General features: G+C 60.7%; 14 protein-coding genes. 11 read left to right on the forward strand and 3 right to left on the reverse strand.

Annotated features, from left to right (window positions below; all coding sequences use genetic code 11):
• Window positions 1–204 precede the first annotated feature (204 nt).
• The 11 genes from BHMPCIPO_RS19350 (at window position 205) to BHMPCIPO_RS19400 (ending at window position 13,512) form a co-directional block, all read left to right on the forward strand.
• Entirely contained in the window at window positions 205–2,481 is a 2,277-nt protein-coding gene (locus BHMPCIPO_RS19350; RefSeq protein ID WP_173518467.1) for a NosR/NirI family protein, read from the forward strand.
• Between the two features lie 24 nt (window positions 2,482–2,505).
• Complete coding sequence (nosZ, locus tag BHMPCIPO_RS19355) at window positions 2,506–4,419, forward strand: TAT-dependent nitrous-oxide reductase (protein WP_173518468.1); 1,914 nt, start codon at window positions 2,506–2,508, stop codon at window positions 4,417–4,419.
• The gene (locus BHMPCIPO_RS19360) at window positions 4,419–5,786 is read left to right on the forward strand and encodes a nitrous oxide reductase family maturation protein NosD (RefSeq protein ID WP_246304608.1); all 1,368 of its coding nucleotides are present in this window, start codon (window positions 4,419–4,421) and stop codon (window positions 5,784–5,786) included. The genes nosZ and BHMPCIPO_RS19360 overlap by 1 nt, the downstream gene beginning before the upstream one ends.
• Before the next feature lie 2 nt (window positions 5,787–5,788).
• On the forward strand, window positions 5,789–6,706 hold the full coding sequence (locus BHMPCIPO_RS19365; RefSeq protein ID WP_173518469.1) for an ABC transporter ATP-binding protein: 918 nt from the start codon (window positions 5,789–5,791) through the stop codon (window positions 6,704–6,706).
• Window positions 6,706–7,533, forward strand: coding sequence for an ABC transporter permease subunit (locus BHMPCIPO_RS19370; protein WP_173518470.1), 828 nt, complete (start codon window positions 6,706–6,708; stop codon window positions 7,531–7,533). Before BHMPCIPO_RS19365 ends, BHMPCIPO_RS19370 begins: the two co-directional genes overlap by 1 nt.
• Complete coding sequence (locus BHMPCIPO_RS19375) at window positions 7,530–8,078, forward strand: nitrous oxide reductase accessory protein NosL (protein ID WP_246304481.1); 549 nt, start codon at window positions 7,530–7,532, stop codon at window positions 8,076–8,078. The genes BHMPCIPO_RS19370 and BHMPCIPO_RS19375 overlap by 4 nt, the downstream gene beginning before the upstream one ends.
• A 31-nt stretch (window positions 8,079–8,109) precedes the next feature.
• Complete coding sequence (locus tag BHMPCIPO_RS19380) at window positions 8,110–9,069, forward strand: FAD:protein FMN transferase (protein ID WP_246304482.1); 960 nt, start codon at window positions 8,110–8,112, stop codon at window positions 9,067–9,069.
• Between the two features lie 248 nt (window positions 9,070–9,317).
• On the forward strand, window positions 9,318–9,692 hold the full coding sequence (locus BHMPCIPO_RS19385) for a VOC family protein (protein WP_173518471.1): 375 nt from the start codon (window positions 9,318–9,320) through the stop codon (window positions 9,690–9,692).
• A 221-nt stretch (window positions 9,693–9,913) separates the two neighbouring features.
• Window positions 9,914–10,942: a glycosyltransferase family 2 protein gene (locus BHMPCIPO_RS19390; protein WP_173518472.1), complete on the forward strand. Its 1,029-nt coding sequence runs from the start codon at window positions 9,914–9,916 to the stop codon at window positions 10,940–10,942.
• Window positions 10,935–11,636, forward strand: coding sequence for a class I SAM-dependent methyltransferase (locus BHMPCIPO_RS19395; RefSeq protein WP_173518473.1), 702 nt, complete (start codon window positions 10,935–10,937; stop codon window positions 11,634–11,636). The genes BHMPCIPO_RS19390 and BHMPCIPO_RS19395 overlap by 8 nt, the downstream gene beginning before the upstream one ends.
• Complete coding sequence (locus BHMPCIPO_RS19400; RefSeq protein WP_312033072.1) at window positions 11,596–13,512, forward strand: GtrA family protein; 1,917 nt, start codon at window positions 11,596–11,598, stop codon at window positions 13,510–13,512. Before BHMPCIPO_RS19395 ends, BHMPCIPO_RS19400 begins: the two co-directional genes overlap by 41 nt.
• 141 nt (window positions 13,513–13,653) lie before the next feature.
• Here the strand turns inward: BHMPCIPO_RS19400 and BHMPCIPO_RS19405 are convergent, their stop codons facing one another.
• From BHMPCIPO_RS19405 to BHMPCIPO_RS19415, 3 genes are read right to left on the reverse strand one after another with little or no spacing between them, the layout of a single operon-like run.
• Entirely contained in the window at window positions 13,654–14,931 is a 1,278-nt protein-coding gene (locus BHMPCIPO_RS19405) for an L-fuconate dehydratase (RefSeq protein WP_173518474.1), read from the reverse strand.
• 21 nt (window positions 14,932–14,952) lie between these two features.
• Entirely contained in the window at window positions 14,953–15,798 is an 846-nt protein-coding gene (locus tag BHMPCIPO_RS19410; RefSeq protein ID WP_173518475.1) for a fumarylacetoacetate hydrolase family protein, read from the reverse strand.
• 25 nt (window positions 15,799–15,823) lie between these two features.
• Window positions 15,824–16,558, reverse strand: coding sequence for an SDR family oxidoreductase (locus BHMPCIPO_RS19415; protein ID WP_173520103.1), 735 nt, complete (start codon window positions 16,556–16,558; stop codon window positions 15,824–15,826).
• Between the last annotated feature and the right edge of the window lie 318 nt (window positions 16,559–16,876).

Consider the following 16,876-nt stretch of genomic DNA (forward strand, 5'->3'; position numbering starts at 1 on the left):
ACAGGCGGCTCTTCTGTCAATTTGGGCATGAAGTCTCTCCGAAACTAACGCCCGCATTCTACGGAAGCAAAAATACCGTTGGTTGATCTGGCTCAACGATCAGGCCGGCTGCGGCGCTAACTTCCGCTCGAATTTCCTGGGTCGAAGATCGCGGCGCGGCGCAGGATCGGTGTGAGAATGGCCGCTGCGCCAGATGGAATGCGTATGCTGAAGAACGTCCCCATCCGAAAACACGGTCTGGCCGTTTTTCTCGCGTTTTTCATCGCGCTCCTTGCCGTTGGGGGCCAGGCGTTCGCCGCCGGCGGCCTTTCCGAATACATTGCCAAGGTTCAGCCGGCGGAGCTTTTTGCCGGCGCCGACCGCTTCGGTGACCCCATTGGCGAACCCGCAATCGCACCCGTCTACAAGGGTGCCGACATTGCCGGCTACGCCTATCTCAATTCCGATTTCACCAACTCGACCGGCTATTCGGGCAAGCCAATCCATATCGTCGTCGGGATCGACAAGACCGGTCTGGTGCGGGGGCTGAAGTTGGTGGACCACAAAGAGCCGATCGTGTTGATCGGCATACCGGAAGCCCGCGTCGTCGAGGCGCTAAACTCGATCATCGGCCGCGATCTCTCACGCGTCGCCTCGGGCGCCGAGCGGCCGCCTCAAGTCGACATCGTCAGCGGCGCGACCGTTACCGTGCTGGTAATGGGCGATAGCGTGGTGCGCTCCGCCGTCAAGCTGGTGCGGAGCGGCCGGCTCGGCGATAAGGTCGCAGCGACAGCTGCCAGCGCTGCACCGGTTCGAAAGCTCGATCCCTCGCAGCAGGAGGTCCGCGACTGGCAAACCCTTCTCGGCGACGGCTCGATCCGCAGCCTTCGGCTCGATGTCGGCGAGGTGTCGGAAGCTTTCCTTCGGGGTAATCACAAGGATGCGGCCGAGAAGCCCGAAACGGCCGATCCCAAGGACCGCTTCATCGACCTCTATCTTGCACCCGTCAGTGTGCCCGCCGTCGGCAAGAGTCTTCTTGGCGAAGAGGGGTATGGGCGCCTCGCCAAGCGGCTGAAGCCCAGCCAGGCGGCCATTCTGGTTGCCGGTGACGGCGCCTATTCGTTCAAGGGCTCAGGCTACGTGCGCGGCGGCATCTTCGACCGCATCGAACTGTTGCAGGACGGGCAAGGTCTGCGCTTTCGCGACCGCGATCACACGCGGCTGACACAGATCGCCGCCCAAGGCGCGCCTCGATTGCGCGAGATCGCCCTTTACATCATTCCCGACAGCTTCACCTTCGACGTCACGGAGCCGTGGGAACTGCAACTTCTGGTCCAGCGCAGCACCGGCGTGCGCGACAAGGCCACCCTGCCCTACGATCTCGGATACACACTTCCCGAACGCTACGTGATCGTCGAGGCGGCGCCTGCCCAAGCGGCAGCCCAGCCCGCCGCAAGGCCCCCCGCGCAAGCCGCGGCGGAGGTTGATCAGGTCGACGAAGAACAGGTGCCGTTGTGGGTCGGCATCTGGGCAATGAGCCGCGTCTCCATCGTCGTCACCTTTGCCGGACTGCTGGTACTGACCGCCATCTTCTTCTTCCAGAACTGGCTGGTCAGCAGGCCGAAACTCTTCGGCTGGATACGACGCGGCTATCTGCTCTTCGCCCTGGTTTGGCTCGGCTGGTATGCCAATGCACAGCTTTCCGTGGTCAATGTCCTGACCTTCGTCAATTCGCTGATCACCGGCTTTCATTGGGAGTTTTTCCTCTCTGCGCCGCTGATCTTCATTCTCTGGGCGGCGGTGGCGGCAGCGCTGCTCTTCTGGGGGCGCGGCCCGTTTTGCGGCTGGCTCTGCCCGTTTGGCGCCCTGCAAGAACTTACCAGCGGCATAGCCAAATGGTTGAAGGTGCCGCAGGTGAAGCTGCCTTGGGGACTGCACGAGCGCCTCTGGCCGGTGAAATACATCATCTTCCTCGGATTGTTTGGGCTGTCGCTCTATTCGGTGGCGCTGGCAGAGACCTTTGCCGAGATCGAGCCCTTCAAGACGGCGATCATCCTGAAGTTCGCGCGCGAATGGCCCTTCGTCCTCTTCGCTTTGACGCTGCTGGCTGCGGGTCTCTTCATCGAGCGCTTCTACTGCCGCTATCTTTGCCCGCTCGGCGCCGCACTCGCCATTCCCGGACGCATCCGCATGTTCGAATGGCTGAAGCGCTGGCCTGAATGCGGCTCGCCCTGCCAGCGCTGCGCCAAGGAATGTCCGGTGCAGTCGATCCACCCGGAGGGGCAGATCAACGTCAACGAATGCATCTACTGCATGCACTGCCAGGAACTCTACCAGGACGACCAACGCTGCCCGCACATGATCCAGGTGCGGCTGAAGCGAGAGAAATTCATGGCGCTTTCAACCCCTGCATCACGGGGACAGGCGCCGGCGAAAACCGTGGTTACCCACAAGGGAAAACCGATCGGCGGCAATGAAGAAGCCAAAGGCGAGCTGGCCTGAAGCCATCATCAAAGGAGCGAAGACATGTCAGATCCCAATACCCCAACCGCCCTCAGCAGGCGCCAGCTTCTCGGCTCCACCGCCGCGGCAGCCGTTGCCGGCGCCGCAGCAGTCGGCGGCGCGGTTTCCATTTCCACCGTAACCGCAGCGCCGGCGCTTGCGGCCGGTCGCCAGTCCACCGAAGTGAAGCCCGGCGAACTCGATGAATACTACGTCTTCTTCTCCGGCGGCCACAGCGGCGAGGTCCGCATCCTCGGCCTGCCGTCGATGCGCGAGTTGATGCGAATTCCGGTTTTCAACCGCGACAGCGCGACCGGCTGGGGCCAGACGAACGAGAGCCGCAAGATTCTGACGGAGGGGCTGCTGCCGGAAACCAAGGAATATCTGAAGGACAAAGGCGGCATCTATCTCAACGGCGACCTGCACCACCCGCACCCGTCCTTCACGGAAGGCACCTATGACGGGCGCTACCTGTTCGCAAACGACAAGGCGAACACCCGCGTCTGCCGCATCCGCCTCGACGTGATGAAGTGCGACAAGATCATTCAGCTGCCCAACCAGCACACCGTTCACGGTCTGCGCGTGCAGAAATACCCACGTACCGGCTACGTCTTCGCCAATGGCGAAGACCGCGTGCCGATCCCGAACGACGGCTCGGTTCTCGACGACCACAAGCAGTATCACGCGATCTTCTCGGCGATCGACGGCGATACGATGAAGGTCGCATGGCAGGTCATGGTCGACGGCAACCTCGACAACGTCGACGCCGATTATCAGGGCAAATACGCCTTTGCCACCTGCTACAACTCCGAAGAGGGCGTGAACCTCGCGGAGATGATGGCGAAGGACCAGGACTGGATCGTCGTTTTCAACCTCAAGCGCATCGAGGAAGCGGTCGCGAAGGGCGACTTCAAGGAAATGGGCGGCGTTCCGGTTCTGGACGGCCGCAAGGGTTCCCCCTACACCCGCTATATCCCGGTTTCCAACGGCCCGCACGGCATGAATACGGCGCCGGACGGCATTCATATCGTCGCCAACGGCAAGCTGTCGCCAACCGTCACCGTCATGGACGTGCGTCTGTTCGACGACCTGTTCGACGACAAGATCAAGCCGCGTGACACGGTCGTCGCGGAACCGGAACTCGGGCTCGGACCGCTGCACACCGCCTATGACGGCCGGGGCAATTGCTACACGACGCTCTTCATCGACAGCCAGATCTGCAAGTGGAACCTTGAGGATGCAAGGCGCGCCTACAAGGGGGAAAAGGTCAATCCGATCCGCCAGAAGCTCGATGTGCAGTATCAGCCCGGTCACAACCACACGTCAATGGGGCAAACGAAGGAAGCCGATGGCAAGTGGCTGATTTCTCTGAATAAGTTCTCGAAGGACCGCTACCTGAACGTCGGCCCGCTGAAGCCCGAAAACGATCAGCTCATCGATATCTCAGGCGATGAAATGGTGCTGGTTCACGACAACCCGACCTTTGCCGAGCCACATGACGCGACGATCGTTCACAACTCGAAGATCAACCCGGTCAGCGTCTGGAGCCGTGACGACAGCTTCTTTGCCGATGCGGTCGCCCAGGCAAAGGCCGACAACATCGACCTGCTCGTCGATTCCGAGGTGATCCGCGACGGCAACAAGGTTCGCGTCTACATGACGTCCGCCGCGCCTGCCTTCGGGCTCGAGAGCTTCACAGTGAAGCAGGGCGACGAGGTAACCGTCTACGTCACCAATATCGACGAGGTGGAAGACCTCACGCACGGCTTCTCGATCATCAACTACGGCATCAACATGGAAGTCGCGCCGCAGGCGACGGCCTCTGTGACCTTTGCCGCCGATAAGCCCGGCGTGTGGTGGTACTATTGCTCCTGGTTCTGCCACGCCATGCACATGGAGATGAAGGGCCGGATGTTCGTGGAGCCGAAGAAGGCATGATGCGTCTCCACGAGACGGCAATGCTCGGGATGGTGGCGGCAATGGCCGCCATCCCGGCAACGGCTGAGGCGGAAACGATCCGCCTCTCGCCTGCCGCCGTATCGTCCCTCCAGCAAGCGATTGATGCTGCCAAGCCCGGCGATGAACTGGTGCTGGAGAGCGGAGAGTTTTACGGCCCGATCACGATCGCAACACCTGTGACGCTCAGCGGCGAGCCCGGCGCTGCAATCACAGGCAACGGCAAGGGTAGCGTCGTCACCATCACCGCCGAAGACGTGGTCTTCAGCGGCATTACCGTCTCGGGATCGGGCAGCTCTCTCGAAGACATGAACTCGGGCGTGTTCGTTGCGCAAACCGCCAAGCGGGCAATCGTCGAGAAGAGCTGGATCGAGGGCAATCTCTACGGTATCTACCTGCACGGCGCCGAGAACTCCATTGCCCGTGACAACGTCATCATCGGCACGGGCGAAGGCCGGTTGAGCGAAACCGGAAACGGCGTGACGCTGTGGAATGCGCCGGGCGCACGGGTGACCGGAAACGATATCAGCTTCGGGCGCGATGGCATCGCCACCAATGCCAGCAAGCGCAACGTCTTCAGCGGCAATCGCTTCAGCAACCTGCGTTTTGCTATCCACTACATGTATACCAACGACAGCGAGATCAGCGACAATATCTCCACCGGCAACTCGGTCGGCTATGCCATCATGTTCTCCAGCCGGCTGAAAATCACCGGCAACGTCTCCGACGGCGACCGCGACCACGGTTTGCTTCTGAACTATGCCAACAGTTCAACCATCACCGGCAATATCGTCAAAGGACGCCTGCAGCCGGTCTCGCGCTGGGACGAGCGCGGCGTCCGATCTCAGGAGCACGGCATGCCGGCAGCCGACGGCGATGCCGTCGAAGACCGGACGGGCATGCGCCCCGGTCCGGACAAGTGCGTCTTCATCTACAACGCCAACAAGAATCGCCTGCGGGACAACCTGTTCGAGGGCTGCGCGATCGGTATCCATTTCACCGCCGGTTCTGAGAGCAACAAACTGAGCGGCAACGCCTTCGTCGGCAACCGCAACCAGGTGAAGTATGTCGGCGCCCGCTATCTCGACTGGTCCGAGGACGGACGTGGCAATTATTGGAGCGACAACCCGGCCTTCGATCTTGATGGCGACGGCATCTCCGACAACGCCTACCGGCCCAACGATCTGATCGATCGGGTGCTCTGGACGGCACCGCAGGCGCGCGTGCTGACCAGCAGCCCTGCCGTTCAGGTCGTGCGTTGGGCCCAGGCGCGGTTTCCCGCACTTCTGCCCGGCGGCGTCACCGACAACCATCCGTTGATGGCGATGCCACCACGAAAGGAACAATGACCATGCCCTCTACCGTTAGCGTCAAAGGGGTTTCGAAAAGATACGGCGGCAAGGTAGATGCCCTGCGTGCGCTTTCCTTCACCCTCGACGAAGGCGAGACCGTTGCGCTCGTCGGCCACAATGGCGCCGGCAAGACGACGCTGATCAAGCTGCTGCTCGGGCTAATCCGACCGACATCCGGTGAGGTGCGTGTCCTCGGCGAAGATCCGGCAAAGGGTGATTTCGCCGTCCGCCGGGCGCTTGGCTATCTTCCGGAAAGCGTATCCTTCCATATGGCGCTGACGGGGCGCGAAACGCTCTCCTTCTACGCGCGCCTGAAACGGGTGGATATCCGATGCGCAGACGAACTCTTCGAGCGTGTCGGGCTCGCGATCAGCGCCGCCGACCGCCCCATCCGCACCTATTCCAAGGGCATGCGGCAAAGGCTTGGTCTTGCGCAGGCGCTGTTGGGCGCACCAAAGGTACTGTTCCTCGACGAGCCGACGAGCGGTCTCGATCCGGCGCTGCGGCGCAATTTCTATAGCCTCATCGATGAGTTGCGCTCAGGAGGAACGACGATCCTCCTGTCCTCGCATGCTCTTGGGGAACTTGAGGATCGCGCCGGGCGGGTAATCATCGTCAACCGCGGCTCGCAGATCGCGGATGGAACGATCGACGACCTCAGGCGGATCGCCAGCCTGCCGTCCCGGATCCGGGTCCGACCGATCTCCGGCGAAACGCCCGGCCTTCTCAAAGAGCCCGGCGTTCGATGGACGGAAGCAGGCGACGGCAGCCTAGAGGCCGAAGTGGCCCATTCTGAAAGACTTCCTTTGTTGCACCGCCTCAGCAATGCGGCCTCCGGGATCGACACGCTGACGATGATGGAGCCAACACTCGACGACCTCTACGCGCATTTCCTGAATAGCCAGGAGGCGGCGTAATGCGCAACATCCTCATTATCGCGACCAAGGAAGTTCGCGAGGGCATGCGCAATCGTTGGGTGCTTGCGACGACGTTGGTCCTCGCCGCCCTTGCGCTGACCCTGACCTTCCTTGGAAGTGCACCCACCGGCAATGTCGGCGCAAGCCGCCTCGACGTGGTGATCGTCAGTCTTTCGAGCCTCACGATCTTCCTGGTGCCACTGATCGCCCTTCTGATCTCGCACGATGCCATCGTCGGCGAAATCGAACGCGGCACCATGCTGCTGCTGCTCGGCTATCCCATTGGACGCGGCCAGATCGTACTCGGCAAATTCCTCGGCCATATCGCCATACTGTGCTTCGCAACCATTTGCGGCTATGGCGCCGCCGCCATTGCGCTGGCCTTGATGGGCGGGGCAACGGACGTACAAAGCTGGCTCGCTTTCGTTTCCATGACCGGATCGTCCGTCCTGCTGGGCGCTGTCTTCGTCGCAATCGGATATTTCGTGAGTGCGAGTGCTGGCGAGCGCAGCACTGCGGGCGGCATTGCCATCGGCCTCTGGCTTTTCTTCGTGCTGATCTACGACATGGCACTGCTGGGTGGCCTCGTGGCAGCGCAAGGCCGTTCACTGCCGGATGGCCTGCTCGACCTCTTACTGCTTGCCAATCCGACCGATGCCTATCGGCTTCTCAATCTCGGCAGCGGCGGCGCCGCCGCGCTCTCCGGCATGGGCGGTGTCGCGAAGAACTCGATCCTCACCGGCGAGGTCCTGCTCGCAGCACTCTCCGTCTGGACAGCCGCGCCGCTCGCTCTTGCCACCCTGCTTTTCTCCAGGAGGGACATTTGAAACCCGTCCGCTTCGCCCTCATCGTCGCAGCATCGCTGGTGCTCATTGCCTGCGAAAACAAGGAGCAGGCCGGTATGCCTGCGCCCTATACCCTCACCCAGGATGCCATGGGCCGCTATTGTGGCATGAACGTCCTGGAACACGCCGGCCCCAAAGGCCAGATCATCCTTGAGAAGATACCGGAAGCGATATGGTTCTCGTCGGCGCGCGACACCGTCGCCTTCACCATGTTGCCGGACGAGCCCAAAGAAATCGCCGCCATCTATGTATCCGACATGGGCAAGGCGCCGAGCTGGGAAGAACCCGGCGCCGATAACTGGGTCGACGCGCGCAAGGCGGTTTTTGTCATCGACAGCCGGCTTCGCGGTGGCATGGGCGCAGAAGAAGCGGTTCCTTTCTCCTCAGAGGAAGCTGCAAAGGCCTTCGTTGCCAAGAATGGCGGGCGCATCGTCCGTTTCACCGATCTTCCCGAAAGCTACATCCTGGGCACGGGTGAAGAGAGCGACGACAATGCCGCAGCATCCGGAGAACACGACCATGGATAAGCCCGTCGGCCGCCGGCGTTTCATCACGATCATGGCCGCTTTCGCCGGCTTGCCGCTGCTGCAGGGAAAAGCGTGGGCGGCGCTGCCGGCAGAGCCCGTCATCTGGCACGGTCGGGCTCTGGGTGCGCCCGCCACACTGGTTCTCAATCATGAAGACCGAGCGCAGGCCCAGGCGCTGATTACCCGGGTGGTGGCAGAGGTTCGGCGCCTGGAGGATATCTTCAGCCTTTACCGTGACGATTCGGCCCTTAGCCAACTGAATCGCCTTGGCGCCTTTGCAGCCCCGCCGAGGGAGCTTGTGGAACTCCTTGAAATATCCCAGCGTTTTCACGATCTCACCGCTGGCCGCTTCGAGCCCGCGATACAGCCACTCTGGGCGCTTTACGCCCGGCACTTCGCGAAGCCTGATGCCGATCCTGCCGGTCCATCGTATGGCGAGGTGCGCGAAGCGCTGGCCTTGGCCGATTTTGCGCAAGTGCGCATCGACCGCAATCGCATCGCTTTCTCCCGACGAGGCATGGCATTGACACTCAACGGTATCGCCCAAGGCTACGTCACCGATCGCGTCGTCGGTCTGTTGCGTGAGGCCGGCGTTACCAGCAGCCTCATCGACATGGGCGAGAACCGCGCCATCGGTTCAAGGGCCGACGGGCAACCTTGGCGCATCGGCCTTGCCGAATTTGAGGATGCGCATGATGTCGACGCGACCCTGGACATCACCGACCGCGCGGTCGCGACGTCCGCCGGGCGAGGCTTCCAATTCGACGCAGAGGGCCGTTTCAGCCACATTCTGGACCCGCGAAGCGGCGCCACCGCTCAGCGCTATGCGCGGGTTTCGGTCGTTGCGCCGGAGGCTTCGACCGCTGATGCCCTTTCGACGGCGTTTTCGCTGATGGCGCCTGATGAGATCGATGCAGTGGCAAAGCAGCAGGCCTCGGTCGATGTACATCTCAAAGCCGCTGATGCCGCCTCACCGACGGTCGGGAACTGACTGGAGCGAAGTCTCGTGCCGGAGCCCCATCTGATAGAGGAAATCCGGCGCTTATCCGCCAACGACCGGCAGCTTGAATGGCCGGTCGTCGACCTGCGGCCTTGAACTCTCCGCCTCCGTTCCTTGCCATTGATCGCTGAGACATGCCATTTAGGGCCTGTGCAGATCGGCCGCGAAGGACTGGTTTGCAGCATAAGCAGCACTGCAGACCTCTCCGTCCGGCAGGCTCATAGATTCTGGGGGAACTCATGTTTGACCACGTGAAATTCGGCGTCAGGGACTTTGCAGTGAGCAAGGCCTTCTACCTTAGGGCACTCGAGCCGCTCGGTGTGACTATCATTGCGGAAGGCGAACCCTCCTATGGCGTCGAGCTCAGTTCAAGGGGCAAGGCTTCGTTGTGCCTGCACCAGACCGAGGAGAAGCCGGCCCACCTTCACATCGCTTTCGCGGCCGACAGCCGACAGCAAGTCGACGCCTTTTATCGGGCGGCTCTGGAAGCGGGTGGCAAGGACAACGGTGCGCCTGGTCTGCGGCCGCGCTACCACGCGAACTACTATGCGGCTTTCGTGCTTTGTCCGGACGGGCACAACATCGAAGCGGTTTGCCACGAACCCGAGGCCTGACGGAGGCGGTCGAAGGTCTCTGCAGGCGCCAGGCCCTCCGTCGACGCGAAGGGCCGTCTCATCTACTGAACCGCAGTGCTTCCATAGACGAGGTTGGAAGCCACAGCGAGAACTGCGGAAATAGGCTGAGCATGGCCAGAAGTCTGCATTCTTTATTCTTGACTACTTCTTAAGTTGTGGGAGTTTATATTTTCTCGGTCCTATTACGTCCAGGGGGTGGCATGGTAGGGGTGCGCGAAGAACTCGATAATCTGGTGAGATTACGGCACGATATCGCAGATGGCCCGAGTATAGCGCTTTCTGTGGTGGTGCCCTGCTACAACGAAGATGCCGGTATCGATGAGCTTTATCGCCGTGTATCGGCGGCGTGCGAGCCGTACGGCGAAACCTACGAGATCGTACTGGTCAACGATGGTTCCTCCGATGCCACGCGAGAGAAGATTTTTGCACTGGCCGAGCGCGACCATCATATCGTAGGAATCGATCTCGCCCGAAACTACGGCCACCAGATCGCGCTGAGCGCCGGGCTCGAGTTTTGCCGCGGCCAAAGGATCTTCATACTCGACGCCGATCTCCAGGACCCGCCGGAACTATTGGGCCCGATGATGGCGAAAATGAATGAAGGCTACGATGTGGTCTATGGGTTGCGCGAGGAACGGGAAGGAGAAAGCTGGTTTAAGCTGGCGAGCGCATCGTTGTTCTACCGCATCCTCGGCAAGCTTTCCAACGTCGGCATTCCGGCAAATACCGGGGATTTTCGCCTGATTAGTCGGCGTACCCTCGATCATCTCAATGCCATGCCGGAGCGCTACCGGTTCATTCGCGGCATGGTTAGTTGGATCGGGCTTCGGCAGTGTGCGTTTCCTTATCGGCGCCATAGCCGATTTGCCGGGGAGACCCATTACCCGTTGCGGAAGATGATACTCTTCGCAATCGATGCAGTGACCAGCTTTTCTGTCGCCCCGTTGAGGCTCGCGTCTCACTTAGGGCTCGCCTTCGGATTGCTTGGCATGGCCACCCTGGCCTACACGATATTCGCATGGGCGCTCGGCGATGTGCTGCCCGGGTGGACCAGTCTTGCTTCGATCACGCTCATTTTAGGCAGTATACAATTGCTCATGCTGGGCATCTTCGGTGAATACCTCGGCCGGATGTACATGGAAGCCAAGCGGCGGCCACTGTTCATTGTCAACGAAGTCGTGTCCCGGGCGGCGATCGAAGGAACGCAGAAAGAGCCTGCGCATGGATGAGGCGGAGTTCGATCGATTCGCCGACGAATACTACCAGCAGCATGCGGCCAGCATACGCTTGAGTGGCGAGGCACCTGAGTTCTTTCACCGATACAAGGTTGAGGACGTAGCTGCAGCACTAAAGGCGGCAGGGACGACGCCTCGGCGCATTTTGGACTTCGGAGCAGGGGTCGGAAATTCGCTGGGGCCGATGAAGGAGACGTTTCCGGCAGCGGAGATCGTTCTTCTGGATCCCTCAGCGAAGTCGCTCGACGTAGCGCGCACGCGCCACCCTGGGAAGGCGCGTTTTCAGCATTTCGACGGCAGCGAGATTCCATTCGAGGATGGCGCATTCGATCTCGTATTCGCCGCTTGTGTCTTCCACCATATCCCAGGCTTGCTCCATGTACCCTTGCTCAAGGAGATCCGCCGCGTAATGGGCCAAGGAGCCAGTCTCTTTGTGTTCGAACACAATCCGCTCAATCCGTTGACGAGAAAGGCTGTTCGCGACTGCCCATTCGATGAAAACGCTGTTCTGCTATCGGCTGGCGACCTGAAGGCGCGCCTGCGCGATGCCGGGCTGCCAGACTGCTCGGTTGCTTACCGCATCTTCTTTCCGAGGTTCCTGGGCGCCTTGAGAGCACTGGAGCCTATGCTTCGGGGGATTCCTCTTGGTGCACAGTACTACGTCCACGCAATCAAGCGCGACAGTTGATCGCTTGCAGGCATTTCGCTTCGTCGTCGTCGGGCTGGCCAACACAGGTCTGGGCTACGCAATTATTTTAGCCGGCCTCTTTGCCGGACTCGGCGACATCCTGGCGAACACTCTTGGCTATGCCGGAGGGCTTGTGATCAGCTTCGCCCTGAACAGCCGCTGGACCTTTCGGACGTCTCCGTCGTACGCCAACTTTGCGCGCTACCTTGCTGTGTTCTTGGTCTGCTTCAGCGCGAACCTCGCGATCGTACTCGCCGCCCGGGAGATGGGTTTCGTCGACGACCCGCTGGTGCACCTTGTCGGTATTTCGGCCTATACCATTCTGTTCTACGTGGGAGCGGCCCGTTTTGTTTTCGGGCATGGCCGGCCCTTCGGCCTGTCGTGGGGGGAGAATTGGCCCGAACTATCCGTGCTCGTCGCGGTCATCGCTACGTACGTGTTGCTGCGGAATATTCCGGTGTCGCACGACGTGGTTTGGCAAATGTGGATAGCCCGTCAGATGCTCGGCGGCGCCAGTCTCTACAAGGACATTCTGGAGCTGAACCCCCCTCTTTGGTTCTGGATGGCGTTACCCGTCGAGTGGGTCGCCTTGAAGCTCACCATAAGCGCGAAGACGGCAATTGTAAGCGCCGCCTTCGGATACCTGACTCTATCCATCGCACTTCTCGCCAGCTTATTGAGAGACCTGGCGCCCGCCCGCCGTGCAATCCTATTAGTTGCCGCATTTCTCGCCGTAATACTGATCGGACTGCCGGATTTCGCACAGCGCGAGCATCTAGCACTGATTGCAGCAATCCCATACACAGCCCTGATTGCCCGCCGAACGGATGGTCGTGAGCCCCATTGGGCTCTGGCTCTTCTGATAGGATGCTTCGCCGCGACAGGGCTGGCTCTGAAGCACTACTTTGCACTCGTTCCGGTTCTTCTTGAGCTGTGGTTGTTAGCAAAAAGGGGAAGAAAATGGCGGCCGCTGAGACCGGAGGTTGTCGCTATGGGCACCGCGGCGGTCCTCTACGGAATAGCTTTGGTAACGTTAACGCCAGACTACCTAAGTACCATCGTTCCGATCTTGGCGAGCGCATACTTCGGCTACGAATCTTCCTGGCCTGCAGTGTTGTTGAACCCACTGGTTTTATGGTGGGCACTTGCATTGGGTTTGGTTTCGGTCCGTTGGCGGCACCGGAGCTCGTTCACTGTGGCCGCGCTGCTAACCGCCGTAGGGTTTGCACTGTCCTATTTCGCACAGCAGAAGGGCTGGCGGTATCACGCCATTCCAACAACCGGCATGCTCGTCATAGCCCTCGGATCGGTGTTGGAGTTTCGTCGTTACCAGGTAAGGCTTCTCCAGAAGGTTGTTCTCGTTGTTGCTGCGTCTATATCATTGGCGCTATACGCCGCTTTCGGTCCATATAGGAACCCCAATGAAGGTGTGGTCGCCCAGCTGCTGCAACATGTACGTCGTGGAAGCGCGGTGATGATGGTCACCGCCAACCCGAGCAGAATCTGGCCCATGGTCGATAATTGGGGTTATGTGTGGCCTTCGCGCCATTTCGCACTCTGGATGCTGACGGCATTCAGCCAGGACCTCCAAAAGAGGGGCGAGCTATCACCTGACCTGGCAGAGATGGCCAACTTGGTGCGCAGACAGACAGTCATCGACCTAACCTGCAATCCTCCCGACGTACTCATCGTGGATAACCTGGAGCGTTCCAAAGCAGCCGGTCTCGATCCAATCAGTTTCCTCTCCGTAGATCCGACGTTTGCTAGTGTCTTCACCAACTACACAAAGGCCGAGACGATCGGGAGGTTCACCTCCTACGTCAAGATGGCGGGATGGCAACCATCCCGACCAACGGATTGCAGAACGATCTTCTAGGAAATGATCGGCGCTCGCTCTGCTCCTGGCGCCGAGCGGCGCTCGTGCCACTCATGACCCTTCGTTCACAGAAGCCGGGGCGATTTGTCACCACTCCGGCTTCGACAATTTGAATGATGTATTCTTATATAAACCTTCCCATCATCCACGGAATGTGTAGTCCGCGATCGATTGCGGCTTCATCTCGATCGAAAAGCCGGGCCGTTGCGGCGGCATATAGGCCGCGTTCTCGATCACGCAGGGATCGACGAAGTGTTCGTGGAGATGGTCGACATACTCGATGACGCGGTTTTCTTTCGTGCCGGAGACGGCAACGTAATCGATCATCGACAGATGCTGGACATATTCGCAGAGCCCAACTCCGCCGGCATGCGGCCAGACCGGCAGACCGTACTTTGCGGCGACCAGCAGCACCGCCAAAACCTCGTTCAACCCACCCATGCGGCAACTATCGATCTGGACGATATCGATCGCACCCTCGGCGATGAATTGCTTGAACATGATGCGGTTCTGGCACATCTCGCCGGTCGCGACCTTCACCGGCCCGATCGCCTCGCGGATCTTGCGATGACCGGCGACATCGTCGGGGCTTGTCGGCTCCTCGATGAAGAACGGCTTGGCGAAGGAAAGACGTTTCACCCAATCGATCGCCTCACTGACCTCCCAGACCTGGTTGGCATCGATCATCAGATAGCGGTCCGGGCCGATCACTTCGCGCGCGATGGTGAGCCGCCGGATATCGTCGGCAAGATCACGGCCGACCTTCATCTTGATATGGCGGAAACCCTGGTCGATTGCTTCCTGGGCGAGCCGCCTGAGCTTGTCGTCACCATAACCAAGCCAGCCGGCCGAGGTCGTGTAACAGGCATATCCTTCCCTCTCGAGCGTCGCGACGCGCTCGGCCTTGCCGGGCTCGGTATTGCGTAGGATGTTGATCGCCTCGTCGCGGGTCAGCACATCCGTCATGTAGCGATAATCGACTATATCGGCGATCTCTTCCGGCGACATGTCGGAAACCATGCGCCAGACGGGCTTGCCAGCCTCCTTGGCAAGCAGGTCCCAGACTGCGTTGACCACTGCGCCGGTCGCGAGATGGATCGCCCCCTTTTCAGGGCCGATCCAGCGCAACTGGCTGTCGCTCGTGAGGTGCCGCCAGAAGCGGCCCGGATTGGCGAGGATCTGCGCCGTGTCCTGGCCGACGATCAGGTGCTGCATAGCCTTGATTGCCATGCAGCAGATGTCGTTGCCCCGCCCGATCGTAAAGGTGAGACCATGGCCCGCAACGCCTTCCTTGTCGGTATCGAGGATGACATAGGCCGCGGAATAGTCCGGGTCCGGGTTCATCGCATCGGATCCGTCGAGCCCCTGCGAGGTTGGAAAGCGCAGGTCGAAGACGCGCAGATTGGTGATGCGGGTCATGGTTGCTCCAGTCGGTAGAACTTAATCGTCCGCGCGCACGGACTGCTTCTGGCTGCCGAGGCCCTCGATGCCGAGCTCGACGACATCGCCGGCCTTGAGGTAGCGCGGCGGCTTCATGCCCATGCCGACGCCGGGCGGCGTGCCAGTCGAGATGATGTCGCCGGGCTGCAGCGACATGAACTGCGACAGGTAGGAGACCAGATAGGCGACGCCATAGACCATCGTCTTGGACGAGCCGTTCTGCATGGTCTCACCATTGACCTTCAACCACATCGGCAGGTTCTGGGGATCGGGAACCTCGTCCTTGGTTACCAACCAGGGGCCGGTCGGACCGAAGGTGTCGCAGGACTTGCCCTTGGTCCATTGACCCTGGCGCTCGACCTGGAAGGCGCGTTCGGACACATCATGTACGATGCAGTAGCCGGCGACATAGTCGAGCGCTTCGGCTTCGCTCACGTATTTCGCCGTTCGACCGATGACGACGCCGAGTTCCACTTCCCAGTCGGTCTTGGTCGAACCGCGCGGGATCAGGAGATCGTCATCGGGCCCGACGATGGCCGACGTGGCCTTCATGAAGATGATCGGCTCCGAGGGAACCGTGGCGCCGGTCTCGGCGGCATGGTCGGAATAGTTGAGGCCGATGCAGATGAACTTGCCGGTGCCGGCAACACACGGGCCGAGCCGCTGCTTGCCGTCGACCACGGGCAGGCCGGCAAGATCGAGCGCCTTGAGTTCAGCAAGTTTATCCGGGTCAAGCGCCGCGCCGGAGAGATCGGCGATGTGGCCAGAGAGATCACGCAAGGTGCCGCTGGCATCGAGGATGCCCGGTTTTTCCTGACCCGGAAGGCCGTAACGAAGAAGTTTCATGTGTCTGCTTCCTGCTTGTGTGTTGTCAGATGGTCCAGCCGCCATCGATGGCATAGGCTTGGCCGGTCGTATAGGTCGCCCCAGCGAGATGAACCGCAAGATCTGCAATTTCCTCGGGCGTGCCGAGGCGTCCCATCGGCTGGCGGGCGATGAAGGCAGCGCGCGCCGTCTCATAATCGCCCTGCGCCCGCATGCGATCCTGGAGCGACGGGCTCTCGACGGTACCGGGGCAAATGGCGTTGCAGCGAATGCCCTGAGAGACGTAATCGGCGGCGACGGCCTTTGTGAGGCCGATGACGGCTGCCTTGGTGACGCCGTAGGCGAAGCGGTTCGGTACGCCCTTGATGCTGGATGCAACCGAGGCCATGTTGATGATCGCGCCGTCCTTGCGCGCAAGCATGCCCGGAAGCACCGCACGGATGGTGCGAATCATCGCCTTGACGTTGAGGTCGAAAGCGAATTCGAGATCGGCATCCTTCATCTCCAGGATCGAGCCGGCATGCACGAAGCCGGCGCAGTTGAAGAGGACGTCGACAGGGCCGATCTCAGCGACGAGGGCATCGACCGCCTGCGTATCGAGCACGTCCAACCGATGCGGCTTGACATCCGCTTCCTTGGCGAGCGCGGCAAGCGCATCGGTGTTGATATCGGTCGCGTGCACCTTCGCGCCGGCCTTTGCAAAGGCCAAAGCCGACGCGCGGCCGATGCCTTGAGCTGCAGCCGTAATCAGGACGACCTTGCCTTGAAGATCCGCTGTCATTTCCGATCCCTCATGCTTTTTGCGTTCGACGACCAGGATATGGTCGGCGGCAAGGACGGCCTCGCCACGCTGGTTGATAGCTTCGCACCGTTCCACGACGCGCCCCGCCTTCGGTCGCTTCGGATCGTCCTCCTTGGCGGATATCGCCACGCGGGTGCGGATCGTATCGCCGATATGAACAGGACGCACGAAACGCAGACGATCATAGCCGTAGGAAAAGACAACCGGATTGATCAGCGATGCCGTGAGACCGACGCCGATCGGCCCACTCCTCCCTGGTTCACGCCCGCATTCCGCCGCGATGTTCTTAGTGGTGAG

The sequence above is a fragment of the Ensifer sesbaniae genome, assembly GCF_013283665.1.
Classification (GTDB): Bacteria; Pseudomonadota; Alphaproteobacteria; order Rhizobiales; family Rhizobiaceae; genus Ensifer; species Ensifer sesbaniae.

What these genes read in the sequence shown, in the direction of transcription:
- BHMPCIPO_RS19350 (WP_173518467.1), top strand. Translation starts at nt 205, where the DNA reads ATGCTGAAGAACGTCCCCATCCGAAAACACGGTCTGGCCGTTTTTCTC.
- BHMPCIPO_RS19360 (WP_246304608.1), top strand. Translation starts at nt 4,419, where the DNA reads ATGCGTCTCCACGAGACGGCAATGCTCGGGATGGTGGCGGCAATGGCC.
- BHMPCIPO_RS19410 (WP_173518475.1), bottom strand. Translation starts at nt 15,798, where the DNA reads ATGAAACTTCTTCGTTACGGCCTTCCGGGTCAGGAAAAACCGGGCATC.
- BHMPCIPO_RS19390 (WP_173518472.1), top strand. Translation starts at nt 9,914, where the DNA reads ATGGTAGGGGTGCGCGAAGAACTCGATAATCTGGTGAGATTACGGCAC.
- nosZ (WP_173518468.1), top strand. Translation starts at nt 2,506, where the DNA reads ATGTCAGATCCCAATACCCCAACCGCCCTCAGCAGGCGCCAGCTTCTC.
- BHMPCIPO_RS19380 (WP_246304482.1), top strand. Translation starts at nt 8,110, where the DNA reads ATGGCCGCTTTCGCCGGCTTGCCGCTGCTGCAGGGAAAAGCGTGGGCG.
- BHMPCIPO_RS19395 (WP_173518473.1), top strand. Translation starts at nt 10,935, where the DNA reads ATGGATGAGGCGGAGTTCGATCGATTCGCCGACGAATACTACCAGCAG.
- BHMPCIPO_RS19365 (WP_173518469.1), top strand. Translation starts at nt 5,789, where the DNA reads ATGCCCTCTACCGTTAGCGTCAAAGGGGTTTCGAAAAGATACGGCGGC.
- BHMPCIPO_RS19415 (WP_173520103.1), bottom strand. Translation starts at nt 16,558, where the DNA reads ATGACAGCGGATCTTCAAGGCAAGGTCGTCCTGATTACGGCTGCAGCT.
- BHMPCIPO_RS19405 (WP_173518474.1), bottom strand. Translation starts at nt 14,931, where the DNA reads ATGACCCGCATCACCAATCTGCGCGTCTTCGACCTGCGCTTTCCAACC.
- BHMPCIPO_RS19385 (WP_173518471.1), top strand. Translation starts at nt 9,318, where the DNA reads ATGTTTGACCACGTGAAATTCGGCGTCAGGGACTTTGCAGTGAGCAAG.
- BHMPCIPO_RS19370 (WP_173518470.1), top strand. Translation starts at nt 6,706, where the DNA reads ATGCGCAACATCCTCATTATCGCGACCAAGGAAGTTCGCGAGGGCATG.